Origin of the sequence: Brucella sp. NBRC 12953 (genome assembly GCF_040369775.1) — a bacterium.
Taxonomy (GTDB): domain Bacteria; phylum Pseudomonadota; class Alphaproteobacteria; order Rhizobiales; family Rhizobiaceae; genus Brucella; species Brucella pseudogrignonensis.
Map to the genome: position 1 here is coordinate 109,510 of NZ_BAABSV010000001.1, position 20,373 is coordinate 129,882.

The following is a 20,373-nucleotide window of genomic DNA, read 5'->3' on the forward strand; positions in this document are numbered from 1 at the left end:
TGCCTTAAATTTGATCCAACAATCGTGCTGAACTTCATTTGATCAAGTGAGGGCTGGTGATTAGTCATCCGCCACCCTAAATTGCTTCTAAACGTCAACATTTAAACAGGACTGGATGATTCGTATGCCTGCAACGCTTAACCGCAGACATGTTATTTCTCTTGCAGGCGCAGCTGCCGCAGGGTTGGCTCTTGCTGGCAATGCAAGCGCTCAGTCCCGCAGCGCCGAAGCCACCATCGATGCCGCCAAAGTCGCAGAGCCTGGCAAGCTCAAGGACATGGTCTATGGTAAGGCCGATGCTCCAGTCACGATCGTCGAATATGCATCGCTGACCTGTTCGCATTGCGCTGATTTTGCAATCAACACTTTCCCGACCATCAAGGAAAAATACATCGATACCGGCAAGGCAAAGCTGATTTTCCGCGAGTTCCCGTTCGATCCACGCGCAACCGCTGCTTTCATGCTCGCTCGCTGCGCACCGGAAGATCGTTACTTCCCGATGGTTGAAGTCTTCTTCAAGCAGCAGCAGCAATGGGCTGGCGCCGCTGATGGCGAAGCTGCACTGCTCCAGATCGCAAAACTTGCAGGTTTTACACAGGAGTCATTCAAGGCTTGCTTGACGAACCAGCAAGTTCTCGATGATGTGAGAGCAACGATGGAACGCGGTTCGACGGAATTTGGTGTGAACGCCACGCCAACTTTCTTCATCAATGGACAGAAATACGCTGGAGCCCTTTCGGTTGACGAGATGTCGGCAATCATTGACAAGCTGCTCTAAGCCGCCTTTCGGCAAGAAAAGCGGACGCTTCGTTGCGTCCGCTTTTTGTGTTTATACGCAAGCGCCGGGCGAAAAAGTGGAAGCCGGTTTTTCGCACAACCGGCGCGTTGAAACAGTTTCGGGGAGGGCTCACTGATGCGCTTCTCCAAGCTGCGTCTTGTTGGTTTTAAGTCCTTTGTCGAACCGATGGAGTTCGTCATTGAAGGTGGGCTGACCGGTGTTGTCGGGCCAAATGGTTGCGGCAAGTCCAATCTCGTTGAAGCTCTGCGCTGGGTGATGGGTGAAAACTCATACAAAAACATGCGCGCTTCCGGCATGGACGATGTGATCTTTTCCGGCTCCGCTACGCGACCCGCGCGTAATACGGCGGAAGTGACGCTTTTCCTCGATAATTCTGACCGCACAGCACCTGCTGCCTATAATGATCAGGACGAGTTGCAGGTTTCGCGCCGTATCGAGCGCGAAGCGGGTTCGGTTTATCGCATCAATGGTAAGGAAGCGCGCGCCAAGGATGTGCAGCTGCTCTTTGCCGATCAATCAACCGGTGCCCGCTCGCCGTCCATGGTGGGGCAGGGCCGGATTGGCGAACTTATTCAGGCCAAGCCACAGGCGCGTCGCGCGCTTCTGGAAGAAGCCGCAGGCATTTCCGGATTGCATACCCGCCGCCACGAGGCGGAATTGCGCCTTCGTGCAGCTGAAGGCAATCTTGAACGCCTCGAAGATGTCGTTGGCGAGCTTGGCAGCCAGATTGAAAGTCTGAAACGTCAGGCGCGTCAGGCCAATCGCTTTAAAGCACTTTCGGCTGATATTCGTCGCGCCGAAGCGGCCTTGCTTCATTTGCGCTGGTCGCAAGCCAAAACGCAGGAAGGCGAGGCACAAAGCGCACTGGCACAGGCAACCTCTGTTGTCGGGGATATGGCGCAGGCACAGATGAATGCCGCGCGCGAACAGGGCGTTGGCGCGCATAAATTGCCTGAAATGCGTGAGGCAGAAGCCAAAGCCGCTGCCGCTTTGCAGCGTCTTTCAATCGCTCGCACACAGCTCGACGAAGAAGACGGTCGTATTCGTGCCCGCCGTGCCGAGCTTATGAAGCGGCTCGAACAGTTGACTGCCGACATTACACGCGAAGAGCAAATGGTGCGCGAGAATGCCGACATTCTGGCACGGCTTGACGAGGAAGAGCAGGAGCTGCTCGCATCCAATGAAGCATCTGGCGAACGCGATGAAGAGTTGCGTGCGATTTTCGAGGAATCGGAAATCCGGCTGCAGGATAGCGAAAACGCGCTTGCTCGCGTGACCGCGGAACGTGCAGAGGCCGCTGCCGAACGAACGCAGATCGAGCGGGCCTTGCAGGAAACGCAAAGCCGTCGTGACCGTCTGGCGAATCAGATGGAAACAATCGAGCGCGATATTGCGGCGGTCACTGAGCAGATCGGTGGACTGTTTGATCCGGCTGAGAAGCGCATTGCAGTTGAAGCTGCAACTGACGCACTGGCAGCATCCGAAGACGCGGTGACTGCCGCTGAAGAACTCGTGGGTGCTGCGCGTGAGCAAGAGGCAGCTGGCCGTCAGCCGCTCAGCGAAGCGCGCACTGAGCTTAATCGGATCGATACCGAAGCGCAGACATTGGCGCGCATTCTCAATGCTGGCGAGACAGGACAGTTTCCGCCGGTCGTCGAAGAGTTACAAGTCGAAAAGGGCTATGAAATTGCCTTGGGTGCCGCTCTGGGTGAAGACCTTGATGCAGCAAGCGACACCGATGCGCCGGTCTTTTGGGCCTATAATCCGGCAGTTGAAACCGATCCGGCTCTGCCTGAAGGCAGTGTATCGCTTGATCGTCTGGTGCAAGGCCCACAGCAATTGCGCCGCAGACTGGCGCAGGTCGGTGTGGTTTCCGACAATGATGGTCCGCGTTTGCAGGCTTCTCTGCGTCCTGGCCAGCGACTGGTCAGCAAGGCTGGTGCTCTGTGGCGCTGGGATGGCTATACTGCAAGCGCCGATGCGCCGACACCAGCTGCTCAGCGGCTTGCGCAAAAGAACCGTCTGGCGGAGCTTGAGCAGGAAGCAATCAGTGCTGACGCCCGCGTAAAGAGTGCCGAACAGGCCGTGCAACGTTTTGAAATGGCTGTTCGCGAAGCGGTTGAACAGGAACGCGTTGCCCGCGATGCCTGGCGTGCCAATCAGCGCAAGCTAGATGATGCGCGTGAGGCTCTGGCTGCTGTTGAACGTGCTGCGGGGCAGCTGGCGACCAAACGTGCTGGTCTCGAAGAAGCCAAATCGCGCCTTGAGGAAAACCTTGAGGAAGCACAGATCCGCGTTGTTGAGGCAGAAGACCGTCTCAACGAAATGCCCGATATGGATGCTATCGGCGAACGCCATTCGGCCATGACTACGGAAGTGCAAGCGGACCGCGTTCAGCTTGCGGAAGCTCGCGCTGCCTATGAAGGTCAGCGTCGCGAAGCCGACAACCGTTCGCGCCGTCTGGCGATGATTGGGCTTGAACGCCGCAACTGGGCGTCTCGTGCAGAAAACGCCGCGCAGCAGATTGCTGCGCTAAATGATCGTCGTTCTGAGACTGCCGATGAAGCTGAAGCACTGGCAGAGGCACCTGAAGAGATCGAAAGCCGCCGCCGCGCTCTGCTTAATGAGCTTTCGGGAGCTGACGAGCGTCGCAAGCAGGCTGCCGGCATTCTTGCTGAAGCAGAGGCTGCACAGGCAGAGCTCGACAAGGCCGCAACGCTTGCCATTCAGCAGCTTGCGACCAGCCGCGAACAGCGTGCGCGTGCGGAAGAGCGCCTGACAGCTGCCGAGGAACGTCGCAAGGATACGGAAGCGCGTATTGTCGATGCACTTAATTGTGCGCCGCACGAAGCGATCCGCCACACAGGTTTTAAGCCTGAAGACCGTATGCCTGATCCTGATCAGCTCGAGCGCCAGCTTGAACGTTTGCGGATCGAACGCGAGCGTCTTGGTGCAGTCAACTTGCGCGCGGAAGAGGAAAGTCAGGAGCTTTCTGCGCGTCTTGAGGCGATTATCTCCGAGCGCGAAGACGTCATTGAAGCGATCAAGAAACTACGCCAGGCGATTCAGAGCCTCAACCGCGAGGGCCGTGAACGTTTGCTGGCCGCATTTGATGTTGTGAACGCGCAATTTCAGCGCCTGTTTACGCATCTTTTTGGTGGTGGTACTGCGGAATTGCAGCTCATTGAGAGCGATGATCCACTGGATGCAGGGCTGGAAGTTCTGGCACGCCCACCCGGCAAGAAGCCGCAGACCATGACGCTGCTTTCAGGTGGCGAACAGGCACTGACTGCAATGGCGCTGATCTTTGCCGTGTTCCTGACGAACCCGGCACCGATCTGCGTACTGGACGAAGTGGACGCGCCGCTCGACGACCATAATGTCGAGCGCTATTGCAATCTGATGGACGAAATGGCGGCTTCAACCGAAACGCGTTTCGTAGTCATCACGCATAATCCGATCACCATGGCGCGCATGAACCGCCTGTTTGGCGTGACCATGGGTGAGCAAGGCGTGAGCCAGCTTGTCTCGGTTGATCTTCAAACCGCAGAGCAGCTGCGCGAAGCAAGCTGATTTTAGAGCGCGCCTCGAGAAGTGTTAAATGGCTCTGCGTCGGATGATGCGCAAAAGCAAATATTCAGATCGACGCGCTCATTTCTGAGTCAGAGTTCACTCTTCATTCCCGCTTTCGTCTTCGTCATCATCATCATCGGCTTCAATGACTTGCCAAATAAACGCATGAAGACGTTCTTCAATGCTTGCTCTGGATGCACCTGATGCTTCCATTTCACGCTTGATTTTGAAAAACTGATCTTTGTCGGATTGCGACAGATATTTAGCGGCGGTTTCAAGTGATGATAGAGATGTGGACATGGCGGTTGATACTGCTTTGTTTCGCAAGATGCGCTTAGAGCACGTTTCGAGCTGATTGTATCAGATCGGCACCCTAAGCCTTTTTATTTGAAGCATAATCTTATCGATCCTCGTTTCACTACGATAGGACTTATGCTCTAAAACAGATAGACAGAGCATTTCCAACAGTTACAGCGGTTCCAGTTAAGAATGAATCGTTGGAACCGCTGTAACTGTTTGTTTTTACGCATTATCCGACGCAAAACCGCTTCGCACTTTTGCTGGAAATGCTATAAATCGAAATTGGAAAAGCTCTGGCTTCAGGTTTTATCTGATTAGCGAGCTTTATAGGTTACGCTGATCTTTGCGCCTGTCAGAGCGTGTTGTGCAAGTTTGCCCGGCTCCAGATCCTTTAAGCCGATTGGCAACGGCTTGTCGAAATGCACATCCATTGTGAAAAAGCCCGTCGGATTTGGCATGTCCTGAACAAAACGAGCCAGCGCTTTTCTGGAAGCCGCATCGATCTCGCTGTCGGGCATAGCTTCAATGCCTTTGCTTGCAATATCGCGTAGACGCGCAATGTCGACTTCCGGGTCGCTTTCGCCGGTCTCAGATGGCAGTGCAGCGAAATTGACGAGTGTCGGCAAAGCGACACTTTCCAACAGGCCCTGATTATCGAGGCGCAAACGCAGATGCGAAAGTGTGGCGGTCGGATTAACGGTCAGGGAAGCAACCGATGAATCGATCGGCAGGTTGATTTCCGCAGAAACTGAAGCTTTGCCCAGCTTTGTGCTGCTGATTTCTGCGTTCTGAATGTGCAGATAACCACTCTCCGGATTGAAGCGGTAGGAGGCCGTAAAATCCATCGGCCATTGCTGAATTGAGGTGATGTAATCCGAGATTTTGCTGCCGCTTTGCAGCGTGAAGCGCACACCATCGACCGCAATGCGTCCCCATTGCGGTGCAGTTTTGCTCAAATCAGGCGCTTCGGACAGATAGTCCTGCAAGCGATCCACTTCGATGATGGCCCTGTCTACTGTCCAGCCCATCATGCTCGTGGCTTGATACAAACCGTTCAAAACAACGCAGCCATCGGGGATGTCTCTGACTGCATAATCCTTACCGGGCTTGAGAACGCTCATACCTTTGAGAAACTCTTCGCACCGGCTGAGCGGTGCGCTGTCGGGCGCAGGTGCTGTTGTCTGAGCGGATGCTGACGAAGCGGCGAGAGAAAGCAGAACGGCTGGGAGAATGAAGCGCATGTCACCAATTCTATGTTGAACTAAATAAGACATGGCGCATCATTTCCATGTGGTCGCTGCTGTCAACTAGCAACTATGATGCTGTTACTTCTCGCTCCAGACAGCAAGCTCATTGCCGGCAGGGTCGGTGAAGTGAAAACGACGACCGCCGGGAAATGCAAAAATCGGCTTCACAACCGTTCCACCAGCTTCTGTCACAGCCTTCAAGGTTTCTTCGAGCTGCGCGGAATAAAGCACAGGCAACGGCTTGCGCGTCGCTTCCGGATCGGCATCAAAACCGCCATCCAGACCTTCTGCGAAGGCAGAATAGGTTGGACCGTAATCAACGAACGACCAACCAAAAGCGCGCGCATAGAAACTTTTAGCAGAATCCAGTGATCCATTGCCAGCTGGCATTTCAAGATAATCAAGCTTGCCGGTGATACGCATAGTCAACTCCAGGTGTTCTTTATTTGTTCTTATATTGAGAGTTAACGTGCGTCTTTGTCAAGAGATATCAAATTTGGTTCACAGCGCAGTCAATCAACTAGAATCGTAGGCGTGCCATCATGAGTGAGTCCACGTAGTGCCCGTTTCTAAAGGATTCGGATCGCAAAACGCCCTCGCGTTCAAAGCCGAACTTTTCATAAAGCTGGATGGCATGAACATTGTCTGCATAGACAATTAGATCCAGTCGCTTCAGATTAAGCCAGTTGTCTGCCACGTCAATAATTTGGCCCATCATGCCCGTGCCGATGCCTTGGCCCTGATATTCGTCATGCACACCAATTCCGATTGTCCCTGCGTGCGACTGTCGGCCCTCCGCACAACGAACATCGCAACAGCCAACGATCTTATCGTGGAGCAATGCGAGTACGACGATATGACGATCTTTGAGGGACGATAACCATTTACGTGTGTTCTCAATACGGGTGAATGGCAGGCGTATAGTCCCCGCCCGAAATTTGGGCATGTTTGTAATTGCACAAATTTCTTCGGCGTCTTCGGTACGTGGAGCGCGAAAGGTGAGCGCATTAGATGTTGCAGCCATAAGCCCTCTGACAACGGCAATTGTCAAAGCTTAGCTCTTCGAAACCCTGCTCACCATCACAACAAACAGTTGCTTCTTTCTCAAGCCGCCATTCGGCTTGAAGGACGGTTCGGGGTCTAATCGATTCTATTACGGTGCTTTGTCTTTTTTGATTGGCAGACAACGACTTGATCGCATAAGCACGAAGATAGTTTCTGCAAGCCTGTGGAAAACCACAGACATTGCGGACCGTTACCTGCGCAAGGGAGGCCGGCATGGCGAAGTGGGTGTACGCATTCGGTGATGGTAAGGCAGAGGGCGCTGCGAGTGATCGCAACCTTCTCGGCGGTAAAGGTGCGAACCTGGCTGAAATGAGCAGCCTTGGTCTGCCAGTGCCGCCCGGTTTTACGATCACGACGGAAGTGTGCACTTCCTATTATGACCATGAGCGGTCCTATCCCGACGAACTTGATCAGCAGGTGCAGACAGCACTTGATCAGGTGGCCGAGCGGACTGGACGCGTGTTCGGTGGTGCGGAAAAGCCGTTGCTCGTGTCGGTGCGATCGGGTGCGCGTGCATCCATGCCTGGCATGATGGATACGGTTCTGAACCTCGGTCTCAATGATGAGACAGTGCAAGCCATTGCGCGTGAGGCTGGCGACGAGCGTTTCGCCTATGACAGCTATCGCCGATTCATCCAGATGTATTCGGATGTCGTGCTGGGTGTCGACCATGGCTTCTTTGAAGAAATCCTCGAAGACAAGAAGGCCGATCTGGGCGTTGAAGTCGATACGGCTCTAAGTGCGGACGATTGGAAAGATGTGATCGCGCTCTACAAGGCGAAGGTCGAGGAAGAACTCGGAGAGCCTTTTCCGCAAGATCCACGCGAACAGCTTTGGGGGGCAATCAGTGCTGTTTTCTCCAGCTGGATGAACGCCCGCGCCATCACCTATAGACGTCTGCATAACATTCCGGCTCAATGGGGCACTGCGGTGAATGTTCAGGCCATGGTGTTCGGCAATATGGGCGAAACGTCTGCGACCGGCGTTGCCTTCACCCGCAATCCGTCGACCGGCGAAAAGAAGCTTTATGGCGAGTTTCTCGTCAATGCGCAGGGTGAAGATGTCGTGGCAGGCATTCGCACACCACAGAACATCACCGAAGAAGCGCGTATTGCTGCGGGTTCTGATAAGCCTTCGCTTGAAAAGGTCATGCCGGAAGCCTTTGCCGACTTTCTGAAAGTGGCAGATCGGCTTGAGCAGCATTACCGCGATATGCAGGATCTGGAATTTACCATCGAGCGCGGCAAGCTCTGGATGCTGCAAACCCGCTCCGGCAAGCGCACGGCAAAGGCCGCACTCAAGATGGCTGTTGAAATGGCCGCAGAAGGGCTGATTACTGAAGAAGAAGCCGTGCTGCGCATTGATCCGGCCGCACTCGACCAGCTTCTGCATCCGACCATCGATCCGCGAGCCGAGCGCATTGTTATAGGCCAAGGCTTACCCGCTTCTCCTGGCGCTGCGACAGGCGAAATCGTGTTCTCGTCTGAAGATGCAGAACAGGCAAAAGCCGAAGGCCGCAATGTCATTCTGGTGCGAGTTGAGACGAGCCCTGAAGACATTCACGGTATGCACGCGGCTGAGGGCATTCTGACCACGCGCGGCGGTATGACCAGTCACGCGGCAGTGGTTGCACGCGGCATGGGCAAGCCCTGCGTGTCGGGTGCAGGTTCTCTCCGTGTTGATTATCGCAACGGTACCATGCTGGCTGCTGGCCAGACCTTCAAAAAAGGTGATGTGATCACCGTTGATGGCGGCAACGGGCAAGTGCTGAAAGGCAAGGTTGCCATGCTGCAGCCCGAACTGTCGGGTGATTTCGGCAAACTCATGGAGTGGGCAGACAAGACCCGCCGCATGAAGGTGCGCGCCAATGCCGAAACGCCTGCCGATGCCCGCACCGCACGCTCGTTCGGGGCAGAAGGCATCGGCCTTTGCCGCACCGAGCATATGTTCTTTGAAGGCGAACGCATTATCGCGATGCGGGAAATGATCCTTGCCGACAAGGAGGATGGTCGCCGTGCGGCTCTAGCAAAGCTTCTGCCGATGCAGCGCTCGGATTTTGTCGAGCTGTTCGAGATCATGAAAGGCTTGCCTGTCACAATCCGGTTGCTCGATCCGCCTTTGCACGAATTCCTGCCACGCACTGATGAAGAAGTAGCAGAAGTGGCAAGCGCCATGGGCGTCGACGCCGATAGACTGCGCGAGCGTGCCGATAGTCTTCATGAGTTCAATCCGATGCTCGGCCATCGCGGTTGCCGTCTGGCGGTATCCTATCCAGAAATCGCCGAAATGCAGGCGCGTGCGATCTTTGAAGCTGCGATTGAAGCAGGCAAGAAGACCGGTGAGCATGTCGTGCCGGAAGTCATGGTGCCGCTGGTCGGCCTCAAGGCAGAACTTGATTTTGTCAAAGCGCGCATCGATGCGGTGGCAAAAGAAGTGATCGGCGAGTCCGGTGTCCAGATCGACTACATGGTCGGCACGATGATCGAATTGCCGCGTGCCGCTCTTCGTGCTGCTGAAATCGCTGAAACGGCAGAGTTCTTCTCTTTTGGCACGAACGACCTCACGCAGACCACTTTCGGTATTTCGCGTGATGATGCAGCGCCATTCCTTTCGACCTATCAGAGCCGTGGTGTAATCGAACAGGACCCGTTCGTTTCATTGGATTTTGATGGCGTGGGAGAGCTGATCCAGATCGCAGCCGAGCGTGGACGCAAAACACGCGACAAGCTCAAACTGGGTATTTGTGGCGAGCATGGCGGCGATCCGGCATCGATCAGCTTCTGCGAGCAAACAGGTCTTGATTACGTGTCCTGCTCGCCATTCCGGGTGCCGATTGCCCGACTGGCGGCAGCCCAAGCTGCAGCCCGCAATGGTAAAGCATCCTGAAAAGTGTAAAACGGTTTTAGGGTAATATGCGCCTGAAACGAAAATTTAGAGCGGTGATCTCAATCAATCGGATCGCTGCTCTAAATCATTGCCATAATTCGGCTTTGGTTCAGGCGCTGTAAACAGTAAATTTCAAAGCCAGAACTTTAATTAATCGGGGCAGCTATGTTTCGTCAGTTGTTAGCGGCGGGGGCCGCGCTTGTTTGCTTGAGCTCTGTGGCCAGCGCCTATGACGCGCTACCGCAGCCAGAGAAGCACGAGAAAATCAGCATTGTTGAACCGCAATTGCGCATCGCCAAAGGTGGTCCTGCTTCGCCACAGGTCGCGCTGACGCTTGATGCCTGCATGGGCAAAACGGATCACCGTATTCTCGATGTGCTGGTGGAAAACCGCATTCCGGCGACAATTTTTGTCACCGCGCGCTGGTTGAAACAGAATGCCGAAGCTTTCGCCGTAATGAACGCTCATCCCGACCTTTTCGATATCGAGAACCACGGCAATATGCATGTGCCAGCCATTACCAATGCGCCGACCATGTATAATATCAAAACTGCAGGTTCGCTCGATGCAGTCCGCTCCGAAATCGATGGTGGCGCGGATGCGATCGCTAAATCCGGCGCATCAAAGCCGCAATGGTATCGGGATGCCACGGCCCGTTATTCGACTGACGCTATTAAACTTGCGCAGAGCATGGGCTATGAGATCGGCGGCTACTCGCTCAATGGCGATCAGGGCGCATCCCTGCTTGCACCTGTCGTAGCCCGCCGTATTTCGGCGGCGCGCGATGGCGATGTCATCATTTCCCATATCAACCAGCCGACACGTTCGGCAGGTGAAGGTGTTGCCAAAGGCATTCTTGCGCTTCAGGCAAAAGGCATGAAATTCGTGAAGCTACGCGATGTTCAGACGACGATGACGCTCAATCCGGTGCCAGCACACAATCTTCATGCAATAGCACCAGCTGCAGCTGTGAAGCCGCAGGCCGAGAAATAGTGCTTTAGAGAGCATCCCGAAAAGTGCGAAGCGATCCTTGTGCGCCCAGGAGGGCGCACGGCGCTCTAGGTTCCGTTGGTTGTCTTACCATTCGGTGTCAGGCTTTTCATGACAGCGGCATAATTGCGGCCAAGGCTTTCAAACAGCGCATTGTTGCCGGTTGGCGGAGCGACTGAAAGTGTTGTGCCATCGTGTCCAAGCGTAACGAAGACGACCTGATCTTGCGGCTGTCCGGGAATGGCAATTGCACCGATACGTTGTGCCTCGGTGGTGTCCAGCGCTGGCATATTGAAAAGTACTTCGCCGCCCACACGCTCAGCTGCCTTGGCAAGAGCCGTGTCAAATCCTTCGATGAGAACGTCTATGGCACCGAGCGCAAATTCGAGCTCGACTGCTTCCAGCGTCATGACATCCTGCTCCGCTTCAGCGGTGCTGGATGTGGCTGGCATTTGGCCATTATGAAGGGTTCGATCCATGTCGTCCTCTCCGACGAATCCGAAAAAAGCCCCCATATACGCGATCATGCCCTTCGTTAGAAGTTGCTGCAATAGCTTTTATATTGATTTCACTCTATTTTTCCCGCTGTTTTTTCATAGCTGGTTAAATTGCCAGCGAGTGCTGAGCCTTTTTCTTTTGCGCCAGAGCAGTCTCTGTTATGCATGATTGCGCTCTAAAGGCAGTTGGGACCCCGCATGAGAAAACTTCGCTATCAGCGCCGACAGTCGCGCTCCGCAATTTGGGCATTGCGGTTTGGCGTTTTTGCGGCTGTCCTGTCAGCGCTTGGTCTTATTCTGCACAGGTTCGGTAAAATCGAGACACCCGATTTTGTTCTGGTTGCAACTGCGGGTGGGATATTCGCGATTTTAGCACTGCTTTGTGCCGCAAAGGGGCTACGCAATCTATGGGTGAATGGTGACAAAGGCGGTGCGCGTTCGTTCTGGGCTAGCTTTCTGGCATGTGCTGTTCTGCTGCCCCTCTGTTTCGTCGCCTCGCTTTGGTATGGCTCGCCTCCGCTCTATGATCTGACGACCGACTTTGAGACGCCGCCGCAGTTTCCCTCGACCATGCCTGCACGCTTAACGCGTATGAATTCGCTGCCTGTTGAGGTCCAGAGCGATATGCTGAGGCAGATGTCCGCCTATCCTGATGTGATGGGGCGCCGCTATGAAGCTGCACCCGACCGGGTTGCACAAGGCGTGGAAAACACGTTGAAAGCATTTGGCTGGAAACAAATCAGCCGTGATACGCCGCTGCCAACGCAGAATGCGACACGCTTTGCAGCAACTGCGCACAGCACCATTCTTGGTTTGAAAAGCGATGTGGTCATCCGCCTGCTTGATGAAGGCGAAACAACCTATGTCGATATGCGATCCGTTTCGCGTTACGGCAATCGGGATATGGGCCTGAACGCTGCCTTTATCACCGAGTTTCTGTCCGCGCTTGAAGGCGAAGTGAACAAGGCTCCTGCTGATGTGGAGTAATCACCGCGGCTGATAAATGCCGTTGAGCGACGGGTTGCCATCCGTAATGACTTCACCGCGCCCGACAAGATCTTCAAGGTGGGCGAGAACTGAGAGAGCTGCAGCACCATGCAGGCGCGGGTCGGTATCGCGGTAGATAGTCTTGACCATGTCGGGAATGGTGCAGTCGCCTTGCACGATCCGCTCCAATATCGCACGCTCCCGCATTTTCCGATGTGCGCGTAAACCACGCACAAATGCAGCTGGCTTGGTGACGGCTCCACCATGACCGGGCAGATAGATGCGATCATCGCGCTCCAGCAGCTTTTCAAGCGAAGTCATGTAATCGCTCATCGATCCATCGGGCGGTGCGACGATGGATGTGGCCCATGCCATCACATGATCGGCTGAAAAAAGAATGCCGGTGCCTTCAAGGCCAAAAGCCATATGATTGGCGGCGTGTCCGGGTGTGTGTATTCCGCGAAGGCTCCAGCCATCGCCATCGATTTTCGCACCATCGGCGAGGGCCAGATCGGGCGCAAAATCAATATCGGCGCTCGCCTCCAGCATATTGATCTCGCCGCTGTAATAGGGGCGGGCAGGGCGATGCGGACCTTCGGCGACAACGAGCGCGCCCGTCTGTTCTTTCAATCGCTTTGCGAGAGGCGAGTGGTCGCGATGCGTGTGGCTCACAAAGATATGACTGACAGGGCGACCGGCAATTGCTGCAAGCAGCGCCTGATAATGCGCTTCATCTTCCGGTCCAGGATCGATAACCGCCAGTGTATCGGTGCCCACAATGTAACTATTGGTGCCATGAAAGGTAAAAGCGCTGGGATTATTCGCGGTCAGCCGCAGCAGGTCTTTATTCAGGGCAACCGGAGTCCCATATTCAGGGGCAAAGCTGCCGTCAAAATCAAGCGCCATGGACTAACCCGTTCTTCTTTGGTTTTATTGATTAAGCGGCTTAGGACGAATATAGTCCGGTTTCAAATGATAATCTGGTCGAACGGTACTCACAGCGCCCATATTGGGTCGATATAAGGAGTGCGATGAACATGCGTCAGAGAAACAAATCAAGGGTTGCCGTTGCTTCTCTTCCTGCCGGCTACTTGCAAACCAGGCAATTGGCTCGCGCTTTCCGGTTTGTTTTGCTCGCGCTTATCGGCACCGCTGTTCTCACCATTTCCGCCAATATCAAAGTCGATCTTCTCTACGTCAACGTGACAATGCAGACAGCAGCGCTGTTTGCAATCTCTGCGTTTTATGGCTCGCGTCTGGCGGTTGCCACGGTTGCCCTTTATTTGCTTGAAGGCGCACTCGGCTTGCCGGTTTTCACCGGAACGCCGGAAAAGGGGCTTGGCCTTGCTTACATGGTTGGTCCGACAGGGGGCTATCTGCTGTCCTATCTCATTGCGGCCTGGATGGTCGGTCGCGCTGCCGATAAGGGGCTGGCGCGCAAACCGCTTGTTCTCGGCGGTGTCATGCTTGCTGCCGAAGTTGTCATCCTTGTGATGGGAGCAGGTTGGATTGCCTATTTGTTCGGTTTAGAAAAAGGCATCGCATTCGGCTTTGGCGTGTTCATCATTGGTGATCTCGTCAAGCTCGCACTTGCTGCTTGTGGGGTTCCCGCAATCATGTCGCTTCTCAAGCGATAAACAGCGCAAGTCTTTGATAATTTAGACAGGCCGGGCGACGACCCCGGCTTTTTTCATGTGTTTGTTGAAACTGCTTCGCGATTGACAATTTGCTGGCGGCAAAGCTTTGTTAGGTGTCATAAAATCAGGTTTGTGGGGAGGACAGTGTGAAATTTGAAGTGCTTGAGGTTGAGCCGCTAACAAAGGCGGCTTTTGCGCCATTTGGGGATGTAATCGAGATTGAAGGCGCCGAACGTCGCCTTATCAACAATGGCACGACGGAGCGCTTCCACGATCTGGCCCATGTTGAAGCAGCAGGCACCGACGCCCGCGTCCTCATCAATATTTTTAGAGGTCAGTCCTTCACAGCGCCTGTCGATGTCGTCATGCTGGAGCGGCATCCGTTCGGCTCGCAGGCTTTTGTGCCGCTAAATGGCAGGCCGTTTCTTGTTGTTGTTGCAGAAGATGCGGATGGCAAACCCGGAAAACCGAGAGCGTTTCTGGCGCGGGGTGATCAGGGCGTCAATTACTGGCGCAATGTCTGGCATCATCCGCTTGTGTCGCTGGAGCAGACATCGGATTTTCTTATTGTTGACCGGGCGGGAAGTGAGAATAATCTGGAGGAATATTTCCTGCCGGATGTCACTTATCGCATTGAGACAATTCCGGCTCTCAAAACACAAATCTGAGGTGAACCATGGGCAAGCTATCAACACATGTTCTCGACACTGCACATGGTAGTCCAGCCGCAGCAATGCGGATTGAACTCTATCGTCTTGGCGCTTTAGGCAAAACCGAACTGATCAAGCGCACCGTCACCAATCTCGATGGTCGCACCGACGAACCATTGCTCAGCGGAAGTGAAATGCAGGAAGGCACCTATGAGCTTCAGTTTCACGTTGCTGAATATTTCGAAGGGCGTAGCGCCGATGTTGCCAATCCGCCGTTCCTTGATTTGATCCCGATCCGTTTTGCGATTGCAGATGAAGACGGCAATTATCATGTGCCGTTGCTGGTCAGCCCCTGGTCCTACTCGACCTATCGCGGCAGCTGACTTATCCCCACCAGCATAAGTGCGGTTAAGCTCCTCGCATTATCACAGCGAGGAGCTATTTATGGACCAGACACACAATCTCAAACTTCCCTATATCATGCCCAGTCAGGCGCAGAAGCACGTCACACACAATGAGGCTTTGCGCTTTCTCGATGCAGTTGTGCATCTGAGTGTAAAATCCCGAACCCAAACGGGCGCTCCGGAAACACCTGCCGCAGGTGATCGTTATATCGTTGCTGCACCTGCTACCAGCCAATGGGCAGGAAAAGAGGGCAAGGTTGCCTTCTTCATTGATGGGGGATGGTCATTCGCGACCATCGCAAAAGGCTGGCTGGCCTACGTCGAAGAAGAGGCCAAGCTATTTGTTTACAATGGCACAGAATGGCAGGTCACAGGCTCGGTGCCGGATAGTCTTTCGTTGTCCATGCTGGGCGTGCAGGCGACGGCTGATGCGATCAACCGTTTCGCCATTTCTTCGGAAGCGAGCCTTTTCAACAATGCCGGCGCCGGGCATCAGCTGAAGATCAATAAACAGGCCGCAACCAATACGGCCAGCCTTCTGTTTCAGTCGGGCTGGACCGGATATGCAGAAATGGGCCTGAACGGGGACAATAATTTCAGCGTTAAAGTCGGCGACGATAGCGGAAACTGGCGAGAAGCCATGAAGGTCGATCGTGCGACCGGCAATCTGGCCATTGGTCAGATCTGGCCGTCAACACGGCTGCATGTTGATGGTCCGATACGCCCGGCCGCCTATGCGGTTGCCGCTTTGCCATCGCCGTCCCAGCACGGGGCTGGCGCAATGGCTTTTGTGAGTAACGCCAGCGGCGGCGCGCAAATGGCCTATTCGGACGGATCGGTCTGGCGAAGCGTGCGCACGGGCGCTGTAATTGTCTGATACGCTTTTGATGGAATGCAGCGGTTTTGCAGCATTCTCAATGATTGTATGTTCTCGCCAATTCAGATGACAACGACCTTTTTTGCCTGTGACGATAGATGTTCGTGAATAACCAGCGTGCCGCCTTCCGATTGTAACGGCAGCGGGGCTTTGGCTTCTCGTGCTTCCTTCGGCGTAATACCGAAGCGCCCTTTGAAAGCCTTCGTCAGTTGTGTGCTGTCATTAAAACCGCAGCGATAGGCGATTTCTTTAAGTGAAACAGGCTTGCCTTTTTGTTCGATCAGAATCCGGTAAGCCATATCGAGCCTCTTGTCGCGGATAACCTTTGCCACGCCGCCGTCCGGTTCAAATGCGCGATAAATATGTGAGCGCGACATGCGGAAATATTGTTGTATCGAATGGGGACCAAGAAGCGGGTTCGTTATGTTCTTGTCGATATAGGCAAGAATGCGATTGCGTATCGGCAGATTGATTGTTGCACTCTCAGCAGCGCCTGTGTCCGCCCTCTTAATACACGCAGCAAGTAGCGCCATCATTGCATCTTTGGCGGCGATGGCCTCCACGGCGGAGAGTTCCTGAACCACATCATTAAGCCCGCGCAGAAACTCGAAGAGGAGCTGGGTTGTCGCAGCTTCCGTTTTGAACACCATGCCATGAAGATTTCGCCATCCGATAAGCTTCTCCAGCTCTTGCCGCTGCATGATAACCGTCAGACGTGCGCCCGCTTCTGCATGACTGGTTATGACCTGTGACATGTCGAGGATGAAAATGTCGCCGGGTTTCGCAGCAACAGAGACTCCGTTGAAATCTCCACTCAGGGTGCCGGAAAGTAGGGCTTGAAGAACATAGTGATCGAGACCAGTCTGAGCGATCAGGTTCTTTGTGCGCTCATAATGCTGGGTGTTAAAGGTGGTGGATCCAACCAGCATGTTGCCGAATGGATAAGAGCGCAAAGTACCGATAAAGCCTTCTTCGTTTTCTTCATCGAGGGCAGATACTTCGTAAAATAGCTTGATAGCGTCGCGCCAAAAATCGTCGCGCGCTTCGGCATCGACCATATCTGTCGATAAAAACAGCTCTTTTGTCATTCCAACCCCATTGTGGGAGGTAATTATTATTTCCCGCAAAAGGTTATTGCGACAAAAGCAATCAATTAGACGTTAAAATTCAATATAATAAGAAAGATGTGATCAATCTTTTGGGAAGTAGAAGTTAACTGGTCGCTTTTATGGCGTAAATATTGTGCTTGACCATAAATGACAAAGCCCCAATCAATATTAGTAGTTGCTAATATTGATTGGGGCTTTGTGTTGTTTGTTAAGTGGGATTAGTAGGGGCTGTCGACCTTGCCCATTTCCACATAGACAGTCTTGATCTGGCTGTAATGCGTCAGCGCGGCAATGCCGTTTTCGCGGCCAATGCCGGACTGTTTGTAGCCGCCAAATGGCACTTCAACAGGCGTCAGATTATAGGCGTTAATCCAGCAGGTTCCTGCCTTGATCTGTCCGATGACGCGATGGCCGCGTGCGATGTCGGCGGTGAATACACCGGCCGCCAGACCGAACTCGGTATCGTTGGCGCGTGCAATCACTTCATCCTCGTCCGAGAATTCGAGAATGCTCATGACCGGGCCGAAGATTTCCTCGCGGGCAATCGTCATGTCGTCAGTCACATCGGTAAAGACGGTTGGCTCGATGAAGTAGCCTTTGTCGAAACCCTGCAGCTTTGGAATGCCGCCGCCGCATACAAGCTTCGCGCCTTCTTGCTTGCCCTTTTCAATATAGGACAAAACCTTGTCGCGCTGCGCGCTGTTGACGAGTGGTCCCATCTGGGTGGCTTCATCCAGAGGATCACCAATGCGGATTTTGCGGGTGCGTTCTACCAGACGCTCGACAAATGTTTCGCGAACATCCTTATGAACGAAAACGCGCGTGCCGTTGGAGCAGACCTGACCGGTCGAATAAAAGTTGCCGAGCATCGCACCGCCAATAGCGCTGTCGAGATCTGCATCATCAAATACGATGATCGGAGATTTGCCACCAAGTTCCATCGTGACATGCTTCAGATGCTCACCAGCCTGCGACATGATCCGCTTGCCGGTTGGAACTGAACCGGTGAGCGAAACCTTCGCTGTCATGCGGTGATTGACGAGTGCCGCACCAACATCGCCAAAGCCTTGTACAACATTGAACAGACCGTCAGGAAGACCAGCTTCCTTATAGGCCTCTGCCAGCGCGAGTGCCGAAAGAGGGGTGTTCTCGGACGGCTTGAAGATGAAAGCATTGCCCATAGCCAGTGCTGGCGCAGATTTCCATGCGGCGATTTGGATCGGGTAATTCCACGCACCGATGCCAACACAGATGCCGAGTGCTTCGCGGCGCGTGTAAGCAAACGACCCGCCAAGCTCTACGAACTCACCATTAAAGCCGGAAATGATGCCGCCGAAAAACTCAAGCGCATCTGCAGCCGATGCTGCATCCGCCACCAGTGTCTCCTGCAATGCCTTGCCGGTATCAAGCGTTTCGAGCTTGGAGAGCTTCTTGTTTTTCTCGCGTAGGATTTCCGCTGTGCGGCGCAGAATGCGGCCGCGTTCCACCGGCTTGAGCGCTGCCCATTCGCCTTGCGCTTTCAACGCGGCAGCATAGGCGCTCTCGATCACATCCGGTGTTGCTGAATAAAGCTTTGCGATTTCTTCGCCTGTCGCCGGATAGATGACGGGGAGCGGCTTGCCAGCTTTGTCTTCCACGAATGCGCCGCCGATGAAATGCGAGGCTTTAGGTTGGGCTTTCATTTTATTCTCCTCGAGTTTCATTAGCGATCAGATACTTCCCAGCGTGGGTTGATCCAGGGTTCCTGATTGGATCGCGCCAGCGGAGTGCGGCCCAGAATATGATCCGATGCCTTTTCGCCAGTCATGATCGACGGGCCGTTGAGGTTGCCGTTGGTGATGCGCGGGAAGATGGATGAATCCGCAACCCGCAATCCGTCAACGCCAATAACTCGGCATTCTTGGTCAACCACTGCCATTGGATCGTCAACTGATCCCATTTTGCAAGTTCCGCAAGGGTGGAATGCACTTTCCACATGCTCGCGAATGAAATTGTCGATCTCGTCATCAGACTGCACATTCGCGCCAGGCTGGATTTCCGCGCCGCGATAAGGGGCAAATGCGTCCTGTCCGAAAACTTCGCGTGTCAGTCGCACGCAATGACGGAAATCGGCCCAATCATCCTCATGCGACATATAGTTGAACTTTATGACAGGCTTTTCGCGCGGATTAGCCGAGCGCAAGGTAACACTGCCGCGCGACTTGGAGCGCATCGGTCCGACATGCGCCTGAAAGCCGTGCGATTCTGCAGCCGCTTTGCCGTCATAACGGATCGCGACCGGCAGGAAGTGGTATTGGATATCCGGATATTCCACGCCTGCTTTCGAACGCACGAAGGCTGCGGATTCGAAATGGTTTGTCGCGCCATCGCCAGTTTTGAAGAACAGCCATTCCGCGCCAATCTTGGCTTTGGAAAACAGGTTGAGTTTGGAATAAAGCGTGATCGGCTGCGTGCATTCCTGCTGGATATAGACTTCCAGATGATCCTGCAGATTTTGCCCAACGCCGGGGCGGTCAGCCACGACCTCAATGCCGTGCTCTTTAAGCTGCGCAGCAGGGCCAATGCCTGAAAGCATAAGCAGCTTTGGCGAATTGATCGACGATGCAGCGATGATGACTTCGCGGCGTGCGCGGATGGTCGAGAAAGTACGGCCCGCTTCGATTTCAACCCCGACCGCGCGCTTTCCTTCCATCACGATTTTTCGTGCTAAGCCTTTGACGAGCTTCACATTGGGGCGCTTGAGTGCAGGTTTAAGATAGGCATTGGCCGCAGACCAGCGACGTCCATTATGGATCGTCTGCTCCATCGGGCCAAAGCCTTCCTGCTTCTCGCCATTATAATCGTCAGTGACTTCAAAGCCCGCTTGTTGGCCGGCAGCGACGAAGGCCTTGAACAGCGGGTTATCGCTGCGACCGCGCTGAACATGCAGCGGACCATCGGTGCCGCGCCAGCCTTCCTGTCCGCCGTGGGAATTTTCCATCCGCTTGAAGTAGGGCAATACATCGGCATAGGACCAGCCGCGCGCGCCACTTTCCGACCAGTGATCGTAATCGCGTGCGTGCCCGCGCACATAGACCATGCCGTTGATGGATGATGATCCGCCGACCACCTTGCCGCGTGGCGTGACGAGACTGCGCCCGCCGATATGCGGCTCAGGTTCGGTGGAAAAGCCCCAGTCATATGTTTCCATATTCATGGGGAAGGAAAGGGCGGCTGGCATCTGAATCAGCGGGCCGATGTCTGGGCCGCCAAATTCAATGACAATAACCGAGTGCCTGCCATCTTCCGACAGCCGGTAGGCCATAGCCGAACCGGCAGAGCCGGAGCCAATAATAACGAAATCCGCTTCCAT

The 20,373-nt window shown here is 54.3% G+C and carries 18 protein-coding genes; 9 read left to right on the top strand and 9 right to left on the bottom strand.

Annotation, left to right across the window (positions count from 1 at the left end; all coding sequences use genetic code 11):
* The first annotated feature begins 124 nt into the window (after positions 1 to 124).
* Both ABWV94_RS00580 and smc read left to right on the top strand, forming a co-directional pair.
* Entirely contained in the window at positions 125 to 778 is a 654-nt protein-coding gene (locus ABWV94_RS00580) for a DsbA family protein (protein WP_007874076.1), read from the top strand.
* Positions 779 to 913: 135 nt separating this feature from the next.
* Positions 914 to 4,372, top strand: a complete 3,459-nt coding sequence (gene smc / locus ABWV94_RS00585; protein WP_113498310.1) for a chromosome segregation protein SMC — start codon at positions 914 to 916, stop codon at positions 4,370 to 4,372.
* A 96-nt stretch (positions 4,373 to 4,468) separates the two neighbouring features.
* Here the strand turns inward: smc and ABWV94_RS00590 are convergent, their stop codons facing one another.
* The 4 genes from ABWV94_RS00590 to ABWV94_RS00605 all read right to left on the bottom strand — a co-directional run bounded on the left by ABWV94_RS00590 (position 4,469) and on the right by ABWV94_RS00605 (position 6,943).
* Positions 4,469 to 4,699, bottom strand: coding sequence for a hypothetical protein (locus ABWV94_RS00590; protein ID WP_353412444.1), 231 nt, complete (start codon positions 4,697 to 4,699; stop codon positions 4,469 to 4,471).
* Between the two features lie 287 nt (positions 4,700 to 4,986).
* Positions 4,987 to 5,913, bottom strand: coding sequence for a hypothetical protein (locus ABWV94_RS00595; protein ID WP_353412446.1), 927 nt, complete (start codon positions 5,911 to 5,913; stop codon positions 4,987 to 4,989).
* An 84-nt stretch (positions 5,914 to 5,997) separates the two neighbouring features.
* The gene (locus ABWV94_RS00600) at positions 5,998 to 6,342 is read right to left on the bottom strand and encodes a VOC family protein (protein ID WP_113498306.1); all 345 of its coding nucleotides are present in this window, start codon (positions 6,340 to 6,342) and stop codon (positions 5,998 to 6,000) included.
* A 97-nt stretch (positions 6,343 to 6,439) separates the two neighbouring features.
* Positions 6,440 to 6,943, bottom strand: a complete 504-nt coding sequence (locus tag ABWV94_RS00605; protein ID WP_113498304.1) for a GNAT family N-acetyltransferase — start codon at positions 6,941 to 6,943, stop codon at positions 6,440 to 6,442.
* A 254-nt stretch (positions 6,944 to 7,197) separates the two neighbouring features.
* Here ABWV94_RS00605 and ppdK point away from each other — a divergent pair, with 254 nt between their 5' ends.
* Entirely contained in the window at positions 7,198 to 9,870 is a 2,673-nt protein-coding gene (ppdK, locus tag ABWV94_RS00610) for a pyruvate, phosphate dikinase (RefSeq protein WP_113498302.1), read from the top strand.
* Between the two features lie 165 nt (positions 9,871 to 10,035).
* Entirely contained in the window at positions 10,036 to 10,863 is an 828-nt protein-coding gene (locus tag ABWV94_RS00615; protein ID WP_113498299.1) for a polysaccharide deacetylase family protein, read from the top strand.
* 65 nt (positions 10,864 to 10,928) lie between these two features.
* Here ABWV94_RS00615 and ABWV94_RS00620 read toward each other — a convergent pair whose 3' ends face one another.
* Positions 10,929 to 11,339 (bottom strand): hypothetical protein, encoded by a 411-nt coding sequence (locus ABWV94_RS00620; protein WP_007874087.1) that lies wholly within the window; start codon positions 11,337 to 11,339, stop codon positions 10,929 to 10,931.
* Between the two features lie 216 nt (positions 11,340 to 11,555).
* Between ABWV94_RS00620 and ABWV94_RS00625 the strand changes: the two genes are divergently transcribed.
* Positions 11,556 to 12,344, top strand: coding sequence for a DUF1499 domain-containing protein (locus ABWV94_RS00625; RefSeq protein WP_113498297.1), 789 nt, complete (start codon positions 11,556 to 11,558; stop codon positions 12,342 to 12,344).
* Here ABWV94_RS00625 and ABWV94_RS00630 read toward each other — a convergent pair whose 3' ends face one another.
* The gene (locus tag ABWV94_RS00630) at positions 12,345 to 13,250 is read right to left on the bottom strand and encodes an MBL fold metallo-hydrolase (RefSeq protein ID WP_113498295.1); all 906 of its coding nucleotides are present in this window, start codon (positions 13,248 to 13,250) and stop codon (positions 12,345 to 12,347) included. It abuts the gene before it with no gap.
* 131 nt (positions 13,251 to 13,381) lie between these two features.
* On the opposite strand from ABWV94_RS00630, the gene ABWV94_RS00635 reads away from it, so the two are divergent.
* The 4 genes from ABWV94_RS00635 to ABWV94_RS00650 all read left to right on the top strand — a co-directional run bounded on the left by ABWV94_RS00635 (position 13,382) and on the right by ABWV94_RS00650 (position 15,912).
* A complete protein-coding gene (locus ABWV94_RS00635; protein WP_113498424.1) occupies positions 13,382 to 13,981 on the top strand; it encodes a biotin transporter BioY in 600 nt (199 codons plus the stop codon).
* A gap of 146 nt (positions 13,982 to 14,127) precedes the next feature.
* Positions 14,128 to 14,649 (top strand): ureidoglycolate lyase, encoded by a 522-nt coding sequence (locus ABWV94_RS00640; protein WP_079211614.1) that lies wholly within the window; start codon positions 14,128 to 14,130, stop codon positions 14,647 to 14,649.
* 8 nt (positions 14,650 to 14,657) lie between these two features.
* The gene (uraH, locus tag ABWV94_RS00645) at positions 14,658 to 15,014 is read left to right on the top strand and encodes a hydroxyisourate hydrolase (protein ID WP_007874093.1); all 357 of its coding nucleotides are present in this window, start codon (positions 14,658 to 14,660) and stop codon (positions 15,012 to 15,014) included.
* Between the two features lie 61 nt (positions 15,015 to 15,075).
* Entirely contained in the window at positions 15,076 to 15,912 is an 837-nt protein-coding gene (locus tag ABWV94_RS00650) for a DUF2793 domain-containing protein (RefSeq protein WP_113498293.1), read from the top strand.
* A 62-nt stretch (positions 15,913 to 15,974) separates the two neighbouring features.
* On the opposite strand, the gene ABWV94_RS00655 is transcribed toward ABWV94_RS00650, so the two are convergent.
* The 3 genes from ABWV94_RS00655 to betA all read right to left on the bottom strand — a co-directional run bounded on the left by ABWV94_RS00655 (position 15,975) and on the right by betA (position 20,373).
* The gene (locus tag ABWV94_RS00655) at positions 15,975 to 17,000 is read right to left on the bottom strand and encodes a helix-turn-helix domain-containing protein (protein ID WP_113498291.1); all 1,026 of its coding nucleotides are present in this window, start codon (positions 16,998 to 17,000) and stop codon (positions 15,975 to 15,977) included.
* A 239-nt stretch (positions 17,001 to 17,239) separates the two neighbouring features.
* Positions 17,240 to 18,703, bottom strand: coding sequence for a betaine-aldehyde dehydrogenase (betB, locus tag ABWV94_RS00660; protein ID WP_113498289.1), 1,464 nt, complete (start codon positions 18,701 to 18,703; stop codon positions 17,240 to 17,242).
* Positions 18,704 to 18,723: 20 nt separating this feature from the next.
* Complete coding sequence (gene betA, locus ABWV94_RS00665) at positions 18,724 to 20,373, bottom strand: choline dehydrogenase (protein ID WP_113498287.1); 1,650 nt, start codon at positions 20,371 to 20,373, stop codon at positions 18,724 to 18,726.

Bases quoted from the DNA above. Each gene is read 5' to 3' on its own strand.
- ABWV94_RS00580 (WP_007874076.1), top strand. From the start codon at position 125: ATGCCTGCAACGCTTAACCGCAGACATGTTATTTCTCTTGCAGGCGCA.
- smc (WP_113498310.1), top strand. From the start codon at position 914: ATGCGCTTCTCCAAGCTGCGTCTTGTTGGTTTTAAGTCCTTTGTCGAA.
- ABWV94_RS00595 (WP_353412446.1), bottom strand. From the start codon at position 5,913: ATGCGCTTCATTCTCCCAGCCGTTCTGCTTTCTCTCGCCGCTTCGTCA.
- ABWV94_RS00600 (WP_113498306.1), bottom strand. From the start codon at position 6,342: ATGCGTATCACCGGCAAGCTTGATTATCTTGAAATGCCAGCTGGCAAT.
- ABWV94_RS00605 (WP_113498304.1), bottom strand. From the start codon at position 6,943: ATGGCTGCAACATCTAATGCGCTCACCTTTCGCGCTCCACGTACCGAA.
- ppdK (WP_113498302.1), top strand. From the start codon at position 7,198: ATGGCGAAGTGGGTGTACGCATTCGGTGATGGTAAGGCAGAGGGCGCT.
- ABWV94_RS00615 (WP_113498299.1), top strand. From the start codon at position 10,036: ATGTTTCGTCAGTTGTTAGCGGCGGGGGCCGCGCTTGTTTGCTTGAGC.
- ABWV94_RS00620 (WP_007874087.1), bottom strand. From the start codon at position 11,339: ATGGATCGAACCCTTCATAATGGCCAAATGCCAGCCACATCCAGCACC.
- ABWV94_RS00625 (WP_113498297.1), top strand. From the start codon at position 11,556: ATGAGAAAACTTCGCTATCAGCGCCGACAGTCGCGCTCCGCAATTTGG.
- ABWV94_RS00630 (WP_113498295.1), bottom strand. From the start codon at position 13,250: ATGGCGCTTGATTTTGACGGCAGCTTTGCCCCTGAATATGGGACTCCG.
- ABWV94_RS00635 (WP_113498424.1), top strand. From the start codon at position 13,382: ATGCGTCAGAGAAACAAATCAAGGGTTGCCGTTGCTTCTCTTCCTGCC.
- uraH (WP_007874093.1), top strand. From the start codon at position 14,658: ATGGGCAAGCTATCAACACATGTTCTCGACACTGCACATGGTAGTCCA.
- ABWV94_RS00650 (WP_113498293.1), top strand. From the start codon at position 15,076: ATGGACCAGACACACAATCTCAAACTTCCCTATATCATGCCCAGTCAG.
- ABWV94_RS00655 (WP_113498291.1), bottom strand. From the start codon at position 17,000: ATGACAAAAGAGCTGTTTTTATCGACAGATATGGTCGATGCCGAAGCG.
- betB (WP_113498289.1), bottom strand. From the start codon at position 18,703: ATGAAAGCCCAACCTAAAGCCTCGCATTTCATCGGCGGCGCATTCGTG.
- betA (WP_113498287.1), bottom strand. From the start codon at position 20,373: ATGGAAGCGGATTTCGTTATTATTGGCTCCGGCTCTGCCGGTTCGGCT.